The following is a 17,267-nucleotide window of genomic DNA, read 5'->3' on the forward strand; positions in this document are numbered from 1 at the left end:
TGGCAAGGAGTTAAGCGGCCTTCCGCTCGCCGTCAATCCATTTGGCAGGCCGTGGGTAATGAAACTCTCAACGAAGGGGCGATATGCGATGGTTGCTCTCGCCGATCTCGCGATGTCGCGGGGCGAGACGCTGACGACGCTTGCCGAGATTTCGAAGCGTCAGGATATTTCGCTTCTCTACCTCGAACAGCTTTTCGTGCGGCTGCGGCGTGCGGGGCTAGTCGAAAGCGTGCGCGGGCCCGGCGGCGGCTATCGTCTTGCGCGGCAGCCCGAGGATATCCGGGTGAGCGAGATCCTGGAGGCGGTGGACGAAACGGTCTCGGCGCTGCACACGGGGGCAGGGGCCTCTGGCGGCGTGTCCGGGACCAGGGCGCAGTCGCTGACCAACCGCCTGTGGGAAGGCCTTTCGGCCCATGTCTACGTGTTCCTGCACCAGACGCGGCTTTCCGACGTGGTGGGAAATACCCTCAAGCCCTGTCCGGCGGTGCCGTCGTTGTTTCACGTGGTGGACGAATGACGGATCGCGTGTACCTCGACTGGAACGCGACCGCGCCGTTGCGCCCCGAGGCGCGCGCGGCGATGATTGCGGCGATGGACGTGGTTGGAAACCCGTCTTCCGTCCATGCCGAGGGACGCGCGGCGCGAGCCATCGTGGAGCGTGCGCGGGCGCAGGTCGCCTCGGCCCTCGGAGCGGACGGTGCGGACATCGTCTTCACCTCGGGCGCGACCGAGGCGGCTGCGCTTGCGCTGGCGGGCCGCGAGCTCGAAAGCGCGCAGGTGGAACATGACGCGGTTCTGGCCTGGACCTCGGGCGCTTTGCCGGTGGATGAAAACGGGCGCGTGGCGGTCACCGACCCTGCGCGCTCGGCGCTTCAGCTGGCGAATTCCGAAACCGGCGTGGTGCAGGATCTCCCCGAGGGGCTGGCGGTTTCCGATCTGACGCAGGCGTTCGGGAAGATCCCTTTCGCCTTCAACTGGCTCGGGATCGGGATGGGGCTCGTCTCCGCCCACAAGCTCGGCGGGCCGAAGGGGGTGGGTGCACTCGTGCTGCGGCGGGGCGCGGACCTTGCCGCACAGATCCGCGGCGGCGGGCAGGAGATGGGGCGGCGCGCCGGCACCGAGAACGTGATCGGAATCGCCGGTTTTGGCGCCGCGGCGGAGGCTGCGGCGCGCGATCTCGCGGATGGCGTTTGGAGCCGAGTCGCGGAATTTAGAAATATTCTAGAAAATGCGCTGGAAGCGGGCGCTGAGGATGTTATCTTTGCTGGGAGAGGCGCGCGACGGCTTCCGAACACGTTGACGATGATCTCGCCTGGCTGGAAGGGCGAGACCCAGGTGATGCAGATGGACCTCGCGGGATTCGCCGTTTCGGCGGGTTCGGCCTGTTCCAGCGGCAAAGTCCGGGCCAGCCGGGTGCTGACGGCGATGGGGTTCGATGCGGTCGAGGCGGCCTCGGCGATCCGCGTGTCGCTTGGGCCCGAGACGCTTGAGGAAGAGGTTCTGCGCTTTGCCGATGTCTGGCTTGCCGCGCGGAGCCGGGCGCGCGCCCGCATGCGGGCGTGAAAGAGATGGATGAGATGAGGGAAATGGCATTGGACAGCGAAGCGAAAGCCGCGGAACTCGATGTCCGTGAGGGCGTGGACCGCGAGACGGTCGAAACCGTCCAGAGCATGGGCGCCTACAAGTACGGCTGGGAAACCGAGATCGAGATGGAGTTCGCGCCGAAAGGCCTGAACGAGGACATCGTCCGCCTCATCTCGGAAAAGAACGGCGAGCCGGAGTGGATGACCGAATGGCGCCTTCAGGCCTTCCGCCGCTGGCTGCAGATGGAAGAACCCCGCTGGGCGATGCTCAACTACCCCGAGATCGACTACCAGGACCAGTATTACTATGCCAAGCCGAAGAGCATGGCGGAGAAGCCCAAGAGCCTCGACGAGGTCGATCCGAAGCTTCTGGCGACCTATGAGAAGCTCGGGATTCCGCTTAAGGAACAGATGATCCTCGCCGGCGTCGAGGGCGCCGAGGACGCTCCGGCCGAGGGCCGGCGCGTGGCCGTGGACGCGGTGTTCGACTCCGTCAGCGTCGGCACGACGTTCAAGGAGGAACTTGCCAAGGCCGGGGTGATCTTCTGCTCGATCTCGGAAGCGATCCGCGAACACCCGGAACTGGTGAAGAAATACCTCGGCTCGGTCGTTCCGCAGTCGGACAACTTCTTCGCGACGCTCAATTCGGCCGTCTTCTCGGACGGGTCGTTCGTCTACGTGCCGCCGAACACGCGCTGCCCGATGGAACTGTCCACGTATTTCCGCATCAACGCGGAAAAGACCGGCCAGTTCGAGCGGACGCTCATCATCGCCGACAAAGGTTCCTACGTGAGCTACCTCGAAGGCTGCACCGCCCCGAAGCGGGAGACGCACCAACTGCACGCCGCGGTCGTCGAGATCGTGCTGCTGGAGGATGCGGAGGTGAAATACTCCACCGTGCAGAACTGGTTCCCGGGCGACGAGGAAGGCAAGGGCGGCATCTACAATTTCGTCACGAAGCGCGCCGATTGTCGGGGCGATCGGTCGAAGGTGATGTGGACGCAGGTCGAAACCGGTTCCGCGATCACCTGGAAATACCCCTCCTGCATCCTTCGCGGCGACGACAGCCAGGGCGAGTTCTACTCGATCGCGATCGCCAACAACATGCAGCAGGCCGATACCGGCACGAAGATGGTGCATCTCGGCAAGAACACCCGGAGTCGGATCGTTTCGAAGGGTATTTCGGCCGGGAAGGCGCAGAACACCTATCGCGGGCTCGTGTCGATGCACCCGAAGGCGAAGAACTCGCGCAACTACACCCAGTGCGACAGTCTCCTGATCGGCGACAAGTGCGGGGCGCACACGGTTCCCTATATCGAGGTGAAGAACAACTCCTCGCGCGTGGAGCACGAGGCGACGACCTCGAAGGTCGATGACGACCAGCTCTTCTACTGCCGCCAGCGCGGCATGGACGAAGAGGAAGCGGTTGCCCTTGTCGTCAACGGCTTCTGCAAGGAGGTGCTGCAGGCCCTGCCGATGGAATTCGCGATGGAAGCGCAGAGCCTTGTGGCGATTTCGCTGGAAGGATCCGTGGGCTGAGGATGTCGCTGGACGTTTTCCGGGCTCGGCCTTCGGGCATTGGACCCGGTGGCAACCTGGCAATTGCGTGAGGTAGTTGAGATGATTATCACGACCACTCCTTCCGTCGAAGGCCGGACGATTGCCACTTACCACGGCATCGTGACGGGAGAGGCGATCCTCGGCGCGAACATCTTCCGCGATATCTTCGCCGGCATCCGCGACATCGTGGGCGGCCGTTCGGCGGCTTACGAGCAGGAACTCGGCCGTGCCCGCCAGACGGCGCTGGCCGAGATGCAGGAGCGCGCAGCGGCGATGGGGGCGGAGGCCGTGGTCGGCGTCGACCTCGACTACGAAGTGATCAACAATATGCTGATGGTCTCGGCCTCGGGTACGGCGGTGAGCTTCGCATGACGCTTCCCGGTTACGCATTCCCTGCCATGACGACCCCGGAATTCCCAAAGATGGCCACAATCTGGCAGCCGTCTCCCGATTTTCGCCCGAATGCTTGGTTACTCTTCGTCGAAGGAACCGAGCACAGCGAGTGGAAGGATGATCGAGGCCAGCCAGAACTTCCAGGACCGCATCAAGCGGATCAACGCGGGCAAGCAGTTCGAGGCCGAGAACGTGATCGGTCCGAACTCGATGAAGAAGGCCGTCAAGGTCCGCAAACGTCTGGAGAAATTGCCGAACATGAGCATCGCGGCACGGTTGCGCGAACTTCTCGTCCTGCCTTTCGCATTCGGGTTCGGGCTTCTGGCGGTCGTGGTGGCGCGCGCTCTGTGGTTCCGTCTGGTGTCGATGGATGTGCTTTCGGACGACTTCCTGGCCGGCGGTGCGCGGGTCGAAGCGGGGCTGGCCGTGGTGGTCGCTCTCTTCTTCATGGTGGCATTCAATCTTCGCCGGACGGTCCGGTTCGCCGGAGTGGCGGCCGGCTTCGCCCTGATGGCCTTCGGAGAGAGTGCCTTCGCAGAGTCGGCACCCGGCCTGTGGCAGATGTTGTTCTCGCCGGAGTACTATTCGAGGGTCACGGAAGGCGCCACGCTCGCCTCGGCGTTCCTCTAACTCCATCCAATTCAATCGAATCGGCGGCCCGGGCCTTTGGCCCGCTGGCCGCCCCTTGCCGTTTCTGAACGAGGAAAAGATGCTGGAAATCAAGAACCTGCATGTCAAACTTGAAGATGAGGACAAGGTGATCCTCAAGGGCGTGAACCTGACCGTCGAGGCGGGCCGCGTCCACGCGATCATGGGCCCGAACGGGTCGGGGAAATCGACGCTCTCCTACGTGCTCTCTGGCCGCGACGGCTATGAGGTGACCGATGGTTCCGTGACGCTCGAGGGCGAGGACCTGCTGGAGATGGAGCCGGAAGAGCGGGCGGCCGCTGGCGTCTTCCTTGCCTTCCAGTATCCGGTCGAGATTCCTGGCGTCGGCAACATGACCTTCCTTCGCACCGCGTTGAACTCGCAGCGCAAGGCGCGCGGCGAGGAAGAGATCAGCGCGGCCGATTTCCTGAAACTCGTCCGGGAAAAGGCGAAGTCCCTGAAGATCGACGCGGAGATGCTGAAGCGTCCCGTCAACGTCGGCTTCTCGGGCGGCGAGAAGAAGCGGAACGAGATCCTCCAGATGGCGGTTCTCGAGCCCCGTATGTGCATCCTGGACGAAACGGACTCCGGTCTCGACGTCGACGCGATGAAGCTCGTGTCCGACGGCGTGAACGCGCTTCGCGACGAGGAGCGCGGCTTCCTCGTCATCACGCACTACCAGCGGCTTCTGGACCACATCAAGCCGGACGTCGTGCACATCATGGCCGATGGCCGCATCGTCAAGACCGGCGGACCCGAGCTCGCGCTCGAGGTCGAACAGAACGGTTACGCCGACATCCTCGCGGAGCTGGCGTGATGGCGGTGGCCGAGGCGAAGATCAGCGCGCTCGAGGCGCGGCTGGCGGCGGTCGACCTGCCGAAAGGGGGCTTCACCGCCGAGGCCCGCGCGGCGGCGCTTGCGCGCCTTCGGGGCATGGGGTTGCCGGCGAAGCGGGACGAATACTGGCGCTATACCGATCCGGCCGCGTTCAACGCGGCCGAGGCGCCTGAGGCGGACATTTTCGACACGGACGAAGCGCCGGTCTTCGGCGCGCTCGACCGGGTGAAGCTCGTCTTCGTGGACGGTGTCTTCGACGCCGAGGCGTCGGACGATCCGGTCCTGGCGGGCGTGGAAATCTCGCGCCTCGCCGAAGCGGACAGGGCCGATATCCATTGGGCGAAGTCCGTCTACGGCCAACTCGAGGCGAACGGCCAGACGCCGGTGGCCCGGCCCCTCGCCGCGTTCAACACGGCGGCTGCGACGGATGGCGTCCTGATCCGCGTGACGGGGCGGGCGGAGAAGCCGATCAACCTGATTTATCTCCACAAGTCAAAGACATCCGACGCGGTGCTGCACCACTGCGTGAAGGTCGAATCCGGCGGCGACCTGACGCTTCTGGAAAACGGTCCGGCGGCGGCGCGGTTCAACAAGGTTCTGGAAGTGGACGTCGCCGCGGGCGGGGCGTTCCACCATGTTCGGGCTCAGGGGCGCGACCACGCGCGCAGGGCGATCACGCATATCTTCGCGCGGCTCGGGGCCGGGGCGCTGTTCAAGTCCTTCACGCTGACAGCGAACGGGATGATGACGCGCAACGAGGCCGTGATCGAGATCGCGGGTGAAAACGCCGTGGCCCACATCGCGGGCGCAGCGCTCGGGGACGGGGCCAAGGCGGCGTTCCACCACGACGACACCGTGTTCATCACCCATGCCGCCGAGGACTGCGAAAGCCGGCAGGTGTTCAAGAAAGTGCTGAAGAACGGTGCGACGGGCGTGTTCCAGGGGAAGATCCTCGTCAAACCCGGTGCGCAGCGGACGGATGGCTACCAGATCAGCCAATCGCTGCTTCTGGACGATGACAGCCAGTTCCTCGCGAAGCCAGAGCTCGAGATCTACGCTGACGACGTGAAGTGCTCGCACGGCAGCACCTCGGGCGCGATCGACGAGACGGCGCTGTTCTACCTGCGCTCGCGCGGCGTGTCGCGGCCCGAGGCGGAGGCGCTTCTGGTGCTGTCGTTCCTCGCGGACGCGATCGCGGAGATCGAGGACGAACGCATCGTGGAGGATGTCACCTCGCGTCTCGAACAGTGGCTCGCCCGCAGGCGCTGAATGGGCGTAGCGTCGGATATCGTGGCGACCTACAGGGCGCCGCGCCGTGTGGTGCGGCGCCTTCTGGCATCCGGTCAGCGCGAAGACCGGGCGCTGGCGGTTCTGATGGGGGCGTGCCTTCTCCTGTTCGTCGCCCAGTGGCCCGTCGCGGCGCGCGCGGCCTATCTGGAACCGGACGTCCCGCTTGAAGCGCGGCTTGCAAGTGCCTTTCTCGCAAGCATGTTCATCTTGCCGCTCTTCGCCTATGCCGTCGCGGGGATCAGTCACCTGGCCGCGCGTGCCTTCGGTGGCGCTGGTACGTTCTGGCGTGCCCGGATAGCGTTGTTCTGGGCACTGCTGGCAGCTGCCCCATTGCAGCTTCTCTACGGGCTCGTGGGCGGCTTCATCGGCCCCGGTGCTCAGTTGCGGTTCATCGGGTTCGTGGTTTTCGGTATTTTCATCCTCATCTGGGGCGCGGGGCTCCGGGTCGCGGAGTTCGAGAGAGAGGGCACAGATGGGGGCTGAGATCGCCGAACTGCTGGTGCAGACGGTTCGCGAGCCGCGCATTGCGGCGAGGCGCATTCTCGACATGCGGCTCGCGCCCAGCACGATCTGGATGGGCTTCGCGCTTGTCGTCGTGCTGAGCGCCTTCTTCGGCTGGATAACGCTGTCTCTCGTCCCGGAGGAGGCCCGACCGGTCATGATGGCCGACGTTTCGCCGGTGCGCCTTGCCTTCGCGCAGGGGGGATCGATGCTGGTCCTGGCTGCTTTCGTGACCGCGGGCGGGCGGATCTTCGGTGGCAAGGCAACATTCCTCGGAGCGCTGGTGCTGGCGGTCTGGCTGGAGTTCCTTCTCGTCTGCCTCCAGGTCCTGCAGCTGGTCCTGGTCCTGGTGCTTCCGATCCTTTCTGTGCTGGTCGGTTACGCCACGATCGTGATCCTCTTGAGGGTGCTCACGGGGTTCGTGGCCGAAGTTCATGGCTTCACGAGCCAGTGGAAGGTGTTTGGCGGGATCGTGGTTGGCTTCCTTGTGGCGGGCCTGCTCATCCTCGCGATAGTCGGGCCGCAGATGCCGATTGGAGACGTGTGAGCGATGTATGACGTAGAGAAGATCCGTGCCGATTTCCCGATCCTCTCGCGTGAGGTGAACGGCCGTCCGCTCGTCTATCTGGACAACGGCGCCTCCGCGCAGAAGCCGCAGGTCGTGATCGACGCGGTGACGAGGGGATACGCGGAAGAATACTCCAACGTCCACAGGGGCTTGCACTATCTGTCGAACCTCGCGACGGACAAGTACGAGGCGGTCCGCGGGATCGTGGCGCGCTTCATTGGCGCGCCGTCCGAGGACGAGATCGTGTTCACCTCGGGCGCGACGGAGGGGATCAATCTCGTGTCCTACGGCTGGGCCGCGCCGCGTCTTCAGGCTGGGGACGAGATCGTCCTCACGGTGATGGAACACCATGCCAACATCGTGCCCTGGCATTTCCTGCGCGAACGTCAGGGCGTGGTCCTGAAATGGGTGGAGCCGGAGCCGGACGGATCGCTGGACCCCGAGAAGGTCATTGCCGCGATCGGGCCGAAAACGAAACTCGTCGCGGTCACGCACATGTCGAACGTCCTTGGCACGGTCGTAGACGTGGAAACGATCTGCAGGGGCGCGCGGGAAAAGGGTGTTCCGGTCCTCGTGGATGGTTCGCAGGCCGCGGTGCACAAGAAGATCGACGTCGCCCGGATCGGCTGCGATTTCTACGCGATCACCGGTCACAAGCTTTATGGGCCAAGCGGTTCCGGGGCGATCTTCATCCGCCGGGAGAGGATGGCCGAGATGCGGCCCTTCCTCGGAGGTGGCGACATGATCCGGGAGGTCAGCCGGGACCAGGTCAGCTACAACGACCCGCCGATGAAGTTCGAGGCCGGCACGCCGGGAATCGTGCAGCAGATCGGGATGGGCGTCGCGCTGGAATACCTCTTGGACCTCGGCATGGACGACATCGCTGCGCATGAGGCGAGCTTGCGCGACTACGCGCAGGAGCGGTTCAAGGGGTTGAACTGGCTCAACGTGCAGGGGAATGCGCCGGGCAAGGGTGCAATCTTCTCCTTCACGCTCGAAGGGCCGGCCCACGCGCACGACATCTCGACCGTTCTCGACAAGAAGGGGATCGCCGTGCGTGCGGGGACGCATTGCGCGATGCCGCTTCTGGACCATCTCGGCGTTTCGGCGACCTGCCGTGCTTCCTTCGGGCTCTACAACACGAAGTCGGAGGTCGACGCGCTCGTGGACGCGCTGGAGCTTTGCCACGAGCTTTTCGCCTGACGGTCGGGGCAGGTGCCCCGGTCAGAAGGTGAACTTCAACCCCACAACGGCGGCCGTGTCGGTGACGCCCTGCTGATTGCCGAAGTTTTCGGCGTGCAGGACCTCCAGAAGAAGTTCCTGCCGCTTGCCGAGCGGCACCTGGTACGTGAGCGACAGGTCAAGCTGACGCTCCTGCGGGGCGAGGTCGATCGCAACAGCACGGGTCTCGATCCCTCCGTCCGCGCGCACGACGGGAAGCGAGATGGAGCTTCGGCCGCTGGTGATGGCGATGGGGCGCGAGACGCCCAGAGCAAGGCGGTCACCCTTGGCGAAAACTCCCCGCTGGCCGACGTCGACGCCGAAGCTGTTGAAGCTAGCCTGTGAACTGCCGGAGAGAACGGACGATCCCTGCAGGTTCGCAAGTCCCGCTTCTCCGGTGATCGACAGGAAGCCGCCATTGGCGAAATCGCTGTGCAGGCCGAGTTCGACGGCGACGAGGTCTGCTCCATCGCCGCCGGCCTGGGACTCTCCGAAACCGATGACGCTGCCGCCATCGCGGGCGAGTTTCAGGCCGACTTCCAGGCGCGTCGGTCCATCCGTCAGAGCCTTCTGGATCGAGAGGCCGTAGTCGTCGCTGCCGGCACCGCCGGACGGCAGGAGCAAGGAGACGTCGATCCCGCTTTCGGAATCTGACAGGTCGAGCGTTCGGCCCGGATAGGCGTCGAAGCTCGACCGGCTGAGCGCGGCCGGCGCGGTGCGCAGGCTCGTGAGGTTGGCCGCCATCCTGCGCTCGGCGAGGCCGGCGGAGAGCGGCTGCGGAGCCGTCGGCGCCGCAAGCGCCTCACCGGGCATTCTGAACCCCGCGCTGAGGCTGTCTGTCACGGCGACATTGATGGCGGCAAGGCTGCGCGTCACCGCGTCACCCATCGCCGAGCCGGTGACGATGACCGGGCGGTCGGCCTCGAAACGGGTGCCGTCGGCCATTTCGAGCGTCGTCGTCCCGATCGGCAGGAGCGCCGCGCGGAGGTCGAGGAACCCGTGCCCGAACTCGTTGGAGTAGTCGTGGCTGAAGCCGGGGACGAGTTCGACGCTGCCGTCCGGCGCGAAGAAGCTGTTGTCTGCCGATGCGAGAAGGCGGATGCGCAGCTGCTGTGGGGTCAGGTCAGGAAAGGCCTCGGCCAAAAGGGCGAGCGCGCCGGCCACCTGCGGCGTGGCGAAGGATGAGCCAGTGCCGAACTGGTAGGCCGAAGTCGAACTGGAGGCCGCGCCCCACCACGTGCCGTCCGCGAACAGACACCAGCGCGCGGCCTCGAGGCAGGGCGCGGAGATTCGTTGGGCGGAGTTGATGCCGTCGCTGTCGAAATCCGCAACCGCATTCCCGACGGCGAGCCAGCCGCTTTCGAGGCTTGGACGGAGGAGGGGCAGGGCGTCCATGATCCCTGCGGTGGTCGCGCTGGAATCGTTGGATATGGCGAAGAGAACCACGCCGCTGGCGGCGATGTAGGCATCCAGCGCGGCGAGGTAGCTCGCGCCATCCGCGCCTGAGAAGACCGCGTTGAAAGAGGTCATGTTGACCGGAAGAACATAGCCCCAGGAGTTGTTCTGGGCCACCGCCCCGAGTGTCCGCGCTTGATTCGTCGCCGCCGCGAGCGTGGCGGACGTAGCAAAGCTTCCGAAAGCGAGGTCCGCACCGGGCGCCACACCGATCATCGTGGAGGAATTCCCTGCCGCGACGGAGGCAACCATCGTGCCGTGATCGTCGACCGGAGGGCTTCCGGTCGAGTATTTCAGCTTGCCCGCGAATACCTCGTGGTTCTGCAGGAAGCCCGCGTCGACGACCGATATGATCTGGCCTTCACCTGTGAGCCCTACCGCGTGGGCATATTCGACCCTCGCGGCGGCAAGGGGGTAGCTTTCATAGACCGTGCCAGGATCCGTGGGGAAGAACCATTCGTTATGCTGAATCGTGTACTTCGCCACGTTGTCGCGCAAATTCGCGGCGATCGCCTCGAAGGGATCGAAGCTCGGGACGTAGTAGGAGCCAAGCACACCCGAGCCGCCGGGATCGCCGCCTCCACCGCCGCCGTCATCTTCGCCGCCTCCCCCCTGGCAAGCGGCGAGGAACAGAAGGGAGAGGAGGAGAATGGGGCGGAGAAGCAGGCGCGACATGGCTCTTCCTCTTGGCAACAAAAAATCCCGAACTCAATTTCAGGATGAATGTCGCCACGTGTAAAGACCTGATCCGGAAATAGATCGGGGAAGCGGCCGTGAGCGCAAAAGCCGGATGCCCTCGGGATGAGATTGGCCATTGCGGCCTCCGCCTGATTGGCCTATCTACGCGGACAGGCACCCGTAGCTCAGCTGGATAGAGTGCTGCCCTCCGAAGGCAGAGGTCACAGGTTCGAATCCTGTCGGGTGCGCCAACTTCCCAGCAGACAAAAAAATGCGGCGCCGGGACAGGGCGCCGCTTAGGTCGTATACGGCCCTGGATGGCAGTCCGGGCCGTTGTTATCTGGAAAATCGTAAGGGTCAGCCGCCCCAGGTGCGGATCGGACCGCAGTCCATGTGAACGAAGTTGGAGCGGGAATACTTGCCCACGCCGCCGGCATTGCAGGCCGTCGCGGCCTTGTACATCTGGCCGACAGACCGCGACTTGAGCCGCAGGTCAGCTGCCTGGCCCTTCATGTGAAGGGAATTCTTTGCGACGCCGCGCGAACGCGAGCGGAGCATCGCGTTGGTCGTCGGCGAGCGATAGCCCGACAGAAGCATGTAGGGCTCGTTCACGTCCATCAGGCGGTGCGCCGCGGCCGCGATGTCGACCGTACGGGCGTCGATCCCGATGACTTCGTCGGTGCGCCAGTCGCGCATGAAGTGGTTGATCTCTCTCAGCGCCTCCTTGATGTAGTCGCCCTCGATCCAGTAGATCGTGTCGAGGGTTTCACCGGTGCGGCCCGAGTACATCCTGATCCGGCGGATGTCGCCCGCCCCGCGCAGGAGGCCGAAAGCGTTCGAGTAGGTTGGGGCCGCTGCTACCGCGGTGGCCGCGAACGCGCCAAGGAGGCCACGCCGCGTGATGCCCGTAGAGCTTTTCGATGTCATGTCAGATGCGCCTGTCCCGTGCCTTGTCGCCACCCTTTCGGCGGCTTGTCTGTCATCACTTCCCCAAGTGCAGCGTTGTTATTGCATATCACGACTCGTCCGCCAACCGGGCATATCGCGCCGCTTTCCAGCGGTCGGCGAAATCGGCAAGAATTCGCTGACGCTGCGTTGCGGGGCAGGCAGTTCCCGGCCGTTGCAGAAACGCGACAATCTGGCGCAGGATGGAGCAATCGTGAATGGACAATCTGGTGCTTGCCCTGATGTTCTTGGGATATTGGAAAAAGTCTGCGTATTAGGGGATTAGATGATTACCGCTTTGACGCGCCCATTCTCACTGATACCTGTCCGGGCGGGCATCCTGGTCGTTCTGCTTTTTTCCCTGACACCCGAGGCCGCGCCTGCCCAGGTGACCGCCTTCAAGCAGGCGGTCGCGGAATCCGCCTCCAGGAACGACCCGGTTTCGGCCTTCTACCGGTCGAGGGACTACCAGCCGATCTGGACGCGCGCAGAGGATGCCGCCCGGCGGAACGCCTTCTTCAAGGCGCTCGCAAGCGTGTCCGCGCATGGGTTGCCTCCGTCCCGCTACGACGCGGAAGGTCTGCGCGCGGCCTTCGCGGAAGCCCGGTCGGAGCGCGATCGCGGGCGGCTTGAGGTTCTGATGACGGAAGCCTTCGTCGCCTACGCGCAGGACGTCCGGACCGGGATTCTGGATCCGCGGAGGGTCGATGCGGGGATCGTGCGCGAGGTGCCGCGTCATGACCCGCTTGCGACACTCGACGCCTTCTCTCGCTCTGCGCCTGCGGCGTTCCTGAAATCGCTGCCGCCCAAGGCGCCCCAATATGTCCAACTGATGAAGGCGAAGCTCGACATTGAAGCGGTGATCGCGAAGGGCGGCTGGGGCACAAGGGTGCGCGCCAAGTCGCTGAAGCCCGGAGAGAACGGCGCTGCGGTTGTCGAGCTTCGTGACCGGCTGATCGCGATGGGTTACCTGTCGCGGAGCGCGACGCAGTCCTATGACGGCGCCATCCAGAAGGCCGTTCAGTTCTTCCAGATCGAGAACGGGCTGACACCGGACGGGATCGCCGGCGAAGCGACCATCACCGAGATCAACCGAGGACCGGAGGACCGGCTGAAGTCCATCCTTGTCGCGATGGAGCGTCTGCGCTGGATGAACGGCCTCGCGCTCGGCCAGCGCCACATCTGGGTCAATCTTCCGGACTTCACGGCAAAGATCGTCGATGACGGCAAGGTGACGTTCGAAACCGTTACCGTCGTCGGCATGAACCAGTCGGACCGGCGAAGCCCCGAATTCTCCGACGAGATGGAATTCATGGTGATCAACCCGACCTGGAACGTGCCCCGGTCGATCGCCGTGAAGGAATACCTGCCGATGCTGAAGAAGAACCCGAATGCGGCCGGGCATCTGAAGCTCGTGGACAGCCGGGGGAGGGTGGTCAACCGCGGTGCGGTCGATTTCTCCCAGTACACGGAACGGACCTTCCCGTTCTCCATGTCGCAGCCGCCATCCGACGGCAATGCGCTGGGGCTCGTGAAGTTCATGTTCCCGAACCCCTACAACATCTACCTCCACGACACGCCTTCGAAGTCGCTGTTCCAGCGGGAGGTCCGCGCCTTCAGCCATGGCTGCATCCGGCTGGGCAAGCCATTCGACTTCGCCTATGCGCTTCTGGCGAAGCAGTCGGCCGACCCGGTGGGCGAGTTCAAGCGGCATCTCGATACGCGGCGGGAATCGGTTCTTCCCCTGGAGGAATTCGTTCCGGTTCACATCGTCTATTTCACGGCATGGCCGACGGCGAAGGGGCGGATCGATTACCGCCGCGACGTCTACGGCCGCGACGGGCGGATTTTCGAGGCGCTGGAGCAGGCCGGGGTTTCGCTTCCTGCGGTTCAGGGGTAAGTCTGATACAAGGAGCGCGCGAGGCGTTTTCCGGGGCATGACCCAGGGCCGAAGGTGTCCGATGACTCACACGATTGCCGAGATCGCGGCAGCACTTGGTGCCCCCGCCGAGGGGGCGACGGATATTGTTGTCCGCCGTGCCGCCGAGCCGGCGGAGGCGGGGCCCGAGGACCTCGCGCTTGCGATGGATCCCCGCTATGCCGAGGGGCTGGCCAAGGGTAAAGCGCGGGCTGCGGTGCTCTGGCCAGGGGCGGATTGGCAGGCGCTGGGACTGGAGGCGGCAATCTTCGTGCCGCGGGCGCGGCTTGCGATGGCGGGCGTGTCGCGTGTCCTCGATGAAGGGCCGGGGATCGTGCAGGGCATCCACCCTTCGGCGATCATCGACCCGTCCGCGGAGATCGGGGAGAAGGCCTCGATCGGGCCGCTGTCGGTGATCGGCAAGGGCGCGCGCATCGGCCGGCATGCCCGGATCGCCGCGCAGGTCTTCATCGGGGCCGACGCGGTGATCGGCGATGACGCGTTGATTCTTGCCGGCGCGCGGATCATGCAGCGGGTCACGATCGGCGACCGGTTCGTCTGCCAGCCCGGCGCGGTGATCGGGGCGGACGGGTTTTCCTTCGTCACGCCCGAGAAGTCGGGCGTTGAGGAGGCTCGCGAAACGCTCGGCAGGCGCGGCGAGATCAAGCAGCAGAACTGGACGCGCATTCACTCGCTGGGAACGGTCGAGATCGGCGACGACGTGGAGATCGGCGCGAACACGACGATCGATCGGGGTACGATCCGGGCCACACGGATCGGTTCGGGCACCAAGATCGACAACCTCGTCCAGATTGGCCACAACGTCGAGGTGGGGCGGGATTGCCTGCTTTGCGGCCAGTCCGGCGTCGCCGGATCGGCGCGGGTCGGCAACAGGGTCGTGCTGGCCGGCAAATGCGGCGTGAACGACCACATCTTCGTGGGCGACGACGTGGTCGCGGGCGGTGGCACCCTGATTATCAGCAATGTGCCGGCGGGCCGCGTCGTTCTGGGCTATCCTGCTTTGAAGATGGAAGCCCAGGTGGAGGTCTGGAAACACCTCCGTCGGCTCGGCCGTCTTGTCCGCGACGTGGCCGAGATGAAGGAGTTGCTCGCGAAACGCGGGCGTGACTAGTGACGGAGGGGCGATGGCGGACAGCGTCAAGGAACGGATCATCTCGATAATCGCCAGGCAGGCCGTGCTGGAGCCGGAGCAGGTTCCTCTCACCACCTCTCTTGATGACCTCGGGATCGACAGCCTGGGCCTCGTCGAAGCGATTTTCGCCATCGAGGAGGAATTCGACATATCGGTGCCCTTCAACGCCAACGAGCCGTCCGAGAGTGACTTCGACATCTCTACCGTGGCATCGATCGTGACGGCCGTGGAGACCCTGATCTCCGATCAGAAAAGGTGAGCGCCGGGATGCGGCGCGTAGTCATCACCGGCGCCGGAACGGTGAATCCGCTGGGCCAGGACGTGCCCACGACGCTCGCCGCGCTGCGCGAGGGACGGTCCGGGATCGGGCCGCTCGAGTTCCGTGACGTCGAGAGGCTGTCCGTGCGCATCGGCGGCCAAGTCCGGGGCTGGGATCCCGAGGCGCATTTCGGGCACAGGGAAATCGGCCTTTACGACAGGGTCACGCAGTTCGCCCTTGTCGCTGCGCAACAGGCCGTCGACCAGTCGGGCCTTTCCTTCGATGGCGCGCTTGCGGATCAGGCCGGGGTGGTCTTCGGCTGCGCCGCGGGTGGCCTGGGAACATTGGAAGACAGCTACCGGGCCGTCTTCGCCGAGGGCAAGAACCGCGTCCATCCGCTCGTGGTCCCGCGGCTCATGAACAATGCGGCCGCGTCCCACATCGCGATTAGGTGGAACCTCAGGGGCCCCAACCTGACGATCTCGACCGCCTGCGCGTCGTCTAACCAGGCGATGGGACTGGCGTTCCAGATGGTTCGGACCGGTGCCTCGCCCGTGATGGTGACCGGAGGCAGCGAGGCCAGTCTGTGTTTCGGCGGGATCAAGGGCTGGGAAGGGCTGCGCGTGATGTCGCATAGCGCCTGCCGCCCCTTCTCCGCCAACCGCGACGGGATGGTCCACGGCGAGGGCGCGGGGGTTTTCGTATTCGAGGATCTCGAGCATGCCCGCAGGCGTGGGGCGGTGATTCTCGCAGAGGTCGCGGGTTTCGGGATGACGTCGGACGCCAGCGACGTTCTCATGCCCTCGTCGGAGGGGGCGGAACGGGCGATCACGGCCGCCCTGCGGGACGCCGGGTTCGCTCCGGAAGACGTGGGTTACATAAACGCCCATGGCACCGGCACGGCGGCGAATGACCGCGCCGAATGCACGGCGATCGAAAGGGCCTTCGGACCGGCTGCCGAGCAGCTGATGATTTCTTCGACCAAGGCAATGCACGGCCACCTGATCGGGGGAACCGGGGCGGTGGAACTGCTGCCCTGCCTGATGGCGCTCAACGACGGGATAATCGCCCCCACGATCGGCCACGAAGAGCCCGACCCGGATTGTTCACTGGACGTCGTGCCGAACGAGGCGAGGGAGGCGGAGGTCTCGGCCGTCCTGTCGAACGCCTTCGCCTTCGGCGGGCTGAACGCCGTCATCGCGCTGAAGAAGATCTGAGCTGCATTCGACTGCGTGACGCAGGTCGTGTGAACCGAACGGGCACCACGGAAAAAAGAACGCCGCCCCGAAGGGCGGCGTCCTGAATTCCGGAAGCAGCCTGCGTTATTCCTTGGCCTGCGCCTTCGCATTCACCGCCGACACGGCGTCGAAGCCAGCAGTGAAGCCCGAAAGGGAGATGGAAAGCTCGGCCTTCTTGTCCGGTGCGGCGACCGGAACGATGGTGAGCGTCGCTTTGGCGCCCTTCTTGAACTGCTCGATTTCCTCGGCCTTGAAGCCGACGCGAGCGATGCAGCCGATCGGCGCACACCAGGTGAAGGGATATGCCTTGGCCGTACCGCCGTCGACCTGGATGCGGATACCTTGGGTGAGCAGCGTTTCGAGCGGCGTGATGATCGTCGCGCCGGCCGCGGCCTCGCCGCCCTCCGGCAGGGCGAACATGCTGATCTCGGCCACGGAGGTTCCGTCGGTGTCCTTCAGAAGCTGGTAGAGCTGGCAGGGATCCGAGCCATCCTCGGTGCGCACGCAGCGGAGTTCCCAGTCGCCGAAGACCTCTTGCGTGTAGGTCGAACCGATCCCGCCGACCTCCGCACCCATGGAGAGGTTTTCGGTCGTTGCCGCATCGCCCTGGACCTCTGCAGGAGCTTCCGCGGAGCCTTCGGCAGGCGCCGTCGCCTCTTGGGCGAGGGCAGGGCCGGCCAGCCCGAGGGCAAGCGCGACGGCAAGCGATTTGGTGAGATCAAGCATATTATTCCATCCGTTCCGGAGTTGGTCTGGCTGACGGTCGTCTAACATGGCGGTTGGGCGGTGTCAGGTCGGAAATCCTGGGCTTCACCAGAACGTGCGGCGGAATTCCGCGCAGGCAGGCAACCCTGTCAATCCAATTAAGAAAGGGCCGCTAACGCGACCCTTTCCCTGAATTTTTTGCTCCCTGTCGGACTGGCCGACTTCATCATTGGCCGTGACGCTACGAAGTTCCACGCGACGGGTCAACATCTTTTTGCAGAAGGTCCATGATCCTGAAATCATGCAGTTTTCGAA

17 protein-coding genes and 1 tRNA gene are annotated in these 17,267 nt (G+C 64.7%); 15 read left to right on the forward strand and 3 right to left on the reverse strand.

Annotated features, from left to right (window positions below; all coding sequences use genetic code 11):
* Positions 1–58 precede the first annotated feature (58 nt).
* From iscR to ABCN56_RS00880, 10 genes are all read left to right on the forward strand, one after another.
* Positions 59–517, forward strand: a complete 459-nt coding sequence (gene iscR / locus ABCN56_RS00835) for a Fe-S cluster assembly transcriptional regulator IscR (RefSeq protein WP_343078880.1) — start codon at positions 59–61, stop codon at positions 515–517.
* A complete protein-coding gene (locus ABCN56_RS00840; protein ID WP_343078881.1) occupies positions 514–1,563 on the forward strand; it encodes a cysteine desulfurase family protein in 1,050 nt (349 codons plus the stop codon). Before iscR ends, ABCN56_RS00840 begins: the two co-directional genes overlap by 4 nt.
* Before the next feature lie 23 nt (positions 1,564–1,586).
* On the forward strand, positions 1,587–3,122 hold the full coding sequence (sufB, locus tag ABCN56_RS00845; protein ID WP_343078882.1) for a Fe-S cluster assembly protein SufB: 1,536 nt from the start codon (positions 1,587–1,589) through the stop codon (positions 3,120–3,122).
* An 81-nt stretch (positions 3,123–3,203) separates the two neighbouring features.
* Complete coding sequence (locus tag ABCN56_RS00850) at positions 3,204–3,515, forward strand: heavy metal-binding domain-containing protein (RefSeq protein WP_343078883.1); 312 nt, start codon at positions 3,204–3,206, stop codon at positions 3,513–3,515.
* Between the two features lie 138 nt (positions 3,516–3,653).
* Positions 3,654–4,166 (forward strand): hypothetical protein, encoded by a 513-nt coding sequence (locus ABCN56_RS00855; protein WP_343078884.1) that lies wholly within the window; start codon positions 3,654–3,656, stop codon positions 4,164–4,166.
* 79 nt (positions 4,167–4,245) lie between these two features.
* Positions 4,246–5,001, forward strand: coding sequence for a Fe-S cluster assembly ATPase SufC (sufC, locus tag ABCN56_RS00860; protein WP_343078885.1), 756 nt, complete (start codon positions 4,246–4,248; stop codon positions 4,999–5,001).
* Positions 5,001–6,290 carry a SufB/SufD family protein gene (locus ABCN56_RS00865; protein WP_343078886.1) on the forward strand — a complete coding sequence of 430 codons (1,290 nt, stop codon included), beginning with the start codon at positions 5,001–5,003 and terminating at the stop codon, positions 6,288–6,290. Before sufC ends, ABCN56_RS00865 begins: the two co-directional genes overlap by 1 nt.
* Positions 6,291–6,794 (forward strand): YIP1 family protein, encoded by a 504-nt coding sequence (locus tag ABCN56_RS00870; RefSeq protein WP_343078887.1) that lies wholly within the window; start codon positions 6,291–6,293, stop codon positions 6,792–6,794. It abuts the gene before it with no gap.
* Entirely contained in the window at positions 6,784–7,359 is a 576-nt protein-coding gene (locus ABCN56_RS00875; RefSeq protein ID WP_343078888.1) for a YIP1 family protein, read from the forward strand. The genes ABCN56_RS00870 and ABCN56_RS00875 overlap by 11 nt, the downstream gene beginning before the upstream one ends.
* Positions 7,360–7,362: 3 nt before the next feature.
* Positions 7,363–8,583, forward strand: coding sequence for a cysteine desulfurase (locus ABCN56_RS00880; protein WP_343078889.1), 1,221 nt, complete (start codon positions 7,363–7,365; stop codon positions 8,581–8,583).
* A gap of 21 nt (positions 8,584–8,604) precedes the next feature.
* Here the strand turns inward: ABCN56_RS00880 and ABCN56_RS00885 are convergent, their stop codons facing one another.
* Positions 8,605–10,731, reverse strand: coding sequence for a S8 family peptidase (locus ABCN56_RS00885; RefSeq protein WP_343078890.1), 2,127 nt, complete (start codon positions 10,729–10,731; stop codon positions 8,605–8,607).
* 177 nt (positions 10,732–10,908) lie between these two features.
* On the opposite strand from ABCN56_RS00885, the gene ABCN56_RS00890 reads away from it, so the two are divergent.
* Positions 10,909–10,985: transfer RNA gene (locus ABCN56_RS00890), tRNA-Arg, on the forward strand.
* A 106-nt stretch (positions 10,986–11,091) separates the two neighbouring features.
* On the opposite strand, the gene mepK is transcribed toward ABCN56_RS00890, so the two are convergent.
* A complete protein-coding gene (gene mepK, locus ABCN56_RS00895) occupies positions 11,092–11,661 on the reverse strand; it encodes a peptidoglycan L,D-endopeptidase MepK (protein WP_343078891.1) in 570 nt (189 codons plus the stop codon).
* Between the two features lie 304 nt (positions 11,662–11,965).
* Between mepK and ABCN56_RS00900 the strand changes: the two genes are divergently transcribed.
* From ABCN56_RS00900 to ABCN56_RS00915, 4 genes are all read left to right on the forward strand, one after another.
* Complete coding sequence (locus tag ABCN56_RS00900; protein WP_343078892.1) at positions 11,966–13,579, forward strand: L,D-transpeptidase family protein; 1,614 nt, start codon at positions 11,966–11,968, stop codon at positions 13,577–13,579.
* A 61-nt stretch (positions 13,580–13,640) separates the two neighbouring features.
* Positions 13,641–14,729 (forward strand): UDP-3-O-(3-hydroxymyristoyl)glucosamine N-acyltransferase, encoded by a 1,089-nt coding sequence (lpxD, locus tag ABCN56_RS00905; RefSeq protein WP_343078893.1) that lies wholly within the window; start codon positions 13,641–13,643, stop codon positions 14,727–14,729.
* A gap of 13 nt (positions 14,730–14,742) precedes the next feature.
* Entirely contained in the window at positions 14,743–15,009 is a 267-nt protein-coding gene (locus ABCN56_RS00910; protein ID WP_343078894.1) for an acyl carrier protein, read from the forward strand.
* 8 nt (positions 15,010–15,017) lie between these two features.
* Positions 15,018–16,226: a beta-ketoacyl-[acyl-carrier-protein] synthase family protein gene (locus tag ABCN56_RS00915; RefSeq protein WP_343078895.1), complete on the forward strand. Its 1,209-nt coding sequence runs from the start codon at positions 15,018–15,020 to the stop codon at positions 16,224–16,226.
* A gap of 105 nt (positions 16,227–16,331) precedes the next feature.
* On the opposite strand, the gene ABCN56_RS00920 is transcribed toward ABCN56_RS00915, so the two are convergent.
* Positions 16,332–16,973, reverse strand: a complete 642-nt coding sequence (locus ABCN56_RS00920) for an invasion associated locus B family protein (protein ID WP_343078896.1) — start codon at positions 16,971–16,973, stop codon at positions 16,332–16,334.
* Positions 16,974–17,267 lie beyond the last annotated feature (294 nt).

Source organism: Ostreiculturibacter nitratireducens, assembly GCF_032670585.1.
Classification (GTDB): Bacteria; Pseudomonadota; Alphaproteobacteria; order Rhodobacterales; family Rhodobacteraceae; genus Ostreiculturibacter; species Ostreiculturibacter nitratireducens.

Coding starts and splice junctions, on each gene's coding strand:
- iscR (WP_343078880.1), top strand. CDS start 59: ATGAAACTCTCAACGAAGGGGCGATATGCGATGGTTGCTCTCGCCGAT.
- ABCN56_RS00840 (WP_343078881.1), top strand. CDS start 514: ATGACGGATCGCGTGTACCTCGACTGGAACGCGACCGCGCCGTTGCGC.
- sufB (WP_343078882.1), top strand. CDS start 1,587: ATGGCATTGGACAGCGAAGCGAAAGCCGCGGAACTCGATGTCCGTGAG.
- ABCN56_RS00850 (WP_343078883.1), top strand. CDS start 3,204: ATGATTATCACGACCACTCCTTCCGTCGAAGGCCGGACGATTGCCACT.
- ABCN56_RS00855 (WP_343078884.1), top strand. CDS start 3,654: ATGATCGAGGCCAGCCAGAACTTCCAGGACCGCATCAAGCGGATCAAC.
- sufC (WP_343078885.1), top strand. CDS start 4,246: ATGCTGGAAATCAAGAACCTGCATGTCAAACTTGAAGATGAGGACAAG.
- ABCN56_RS00865 (WP_343078886.1), top strand. CDS start 5,001: ATGGCGGTGGCCGAGGCGAAGATCAGCGCGCTCGAGGCGCGGCTGGCG.
- ABCN56_RS00870 (WP_343078887.1), top strand. CDS start 6,291: ATGGGCGTAGCGTCGGATATCGTGGCGACCTACAGGGCGCCGCGCCGT.
- ABCN56_RS00875 (WP_343078888.1), top strand. CDS start 6,784: ATGGGGGCTGAGATCGCCGAACTGCTGGTGCAGACGGTTCGCGAGCCG.
- ABCN56_RS00880 (WP_343078889.1), top strand. CDS start 7,363: ATGTATGACGTAGAGAAGATCCGTGCCGATTTCCCGATCCTCTCGCGT.
- ABCN56_RS00885 (WP_343078890.1), bottom strand. CDS start 10,731: ATGTCGCGCCTGCTTCTCCGCCCCATTCTCCTCCTCTCCCTTCTGTTC.
- mepK (WP_343078891.1), bottom strand. CDS start 11,661: ATGACATCGAAAAGCTCTACGGGCATCACGCGGCGTGGCCTCCTTGGC.
- ABCN56_RS00900 (WP_343078892.1), top strand. CDS start 11,966: ATGATTACCGCTTTGACGCGCCCATTCTCACTGATACCTGTCCGGGCG.
- lpxD (WP_343078893.1), top strand. CDS start 13,641: ATGACTCACACGATTGCCGAGATCGCGGCAGCACTTGGTGCCCCCGCC.
- ABCN56_RS00910 (WP_343078894.1), top strand. CDS start 14,743: ATGGCGGACAGCGTCAAGGAACGGATCATCTCGATAATCGCCAGGCAG.
- ABCN56_RS00915 (WP_343078895.1), top strand. CDS start 15,018: ATGCGGCGCGTAGTCATCACCGGCGCCGGAACGGTGAATCCGCTGGGC.
- ABCN56_RS00920 (WP_343078896.1), bottom strand. CDS start 16,973: ATGCTTGATCTCACCAAATCGCTTGCCGTCGCGCTTGCCCTCGGGCTG.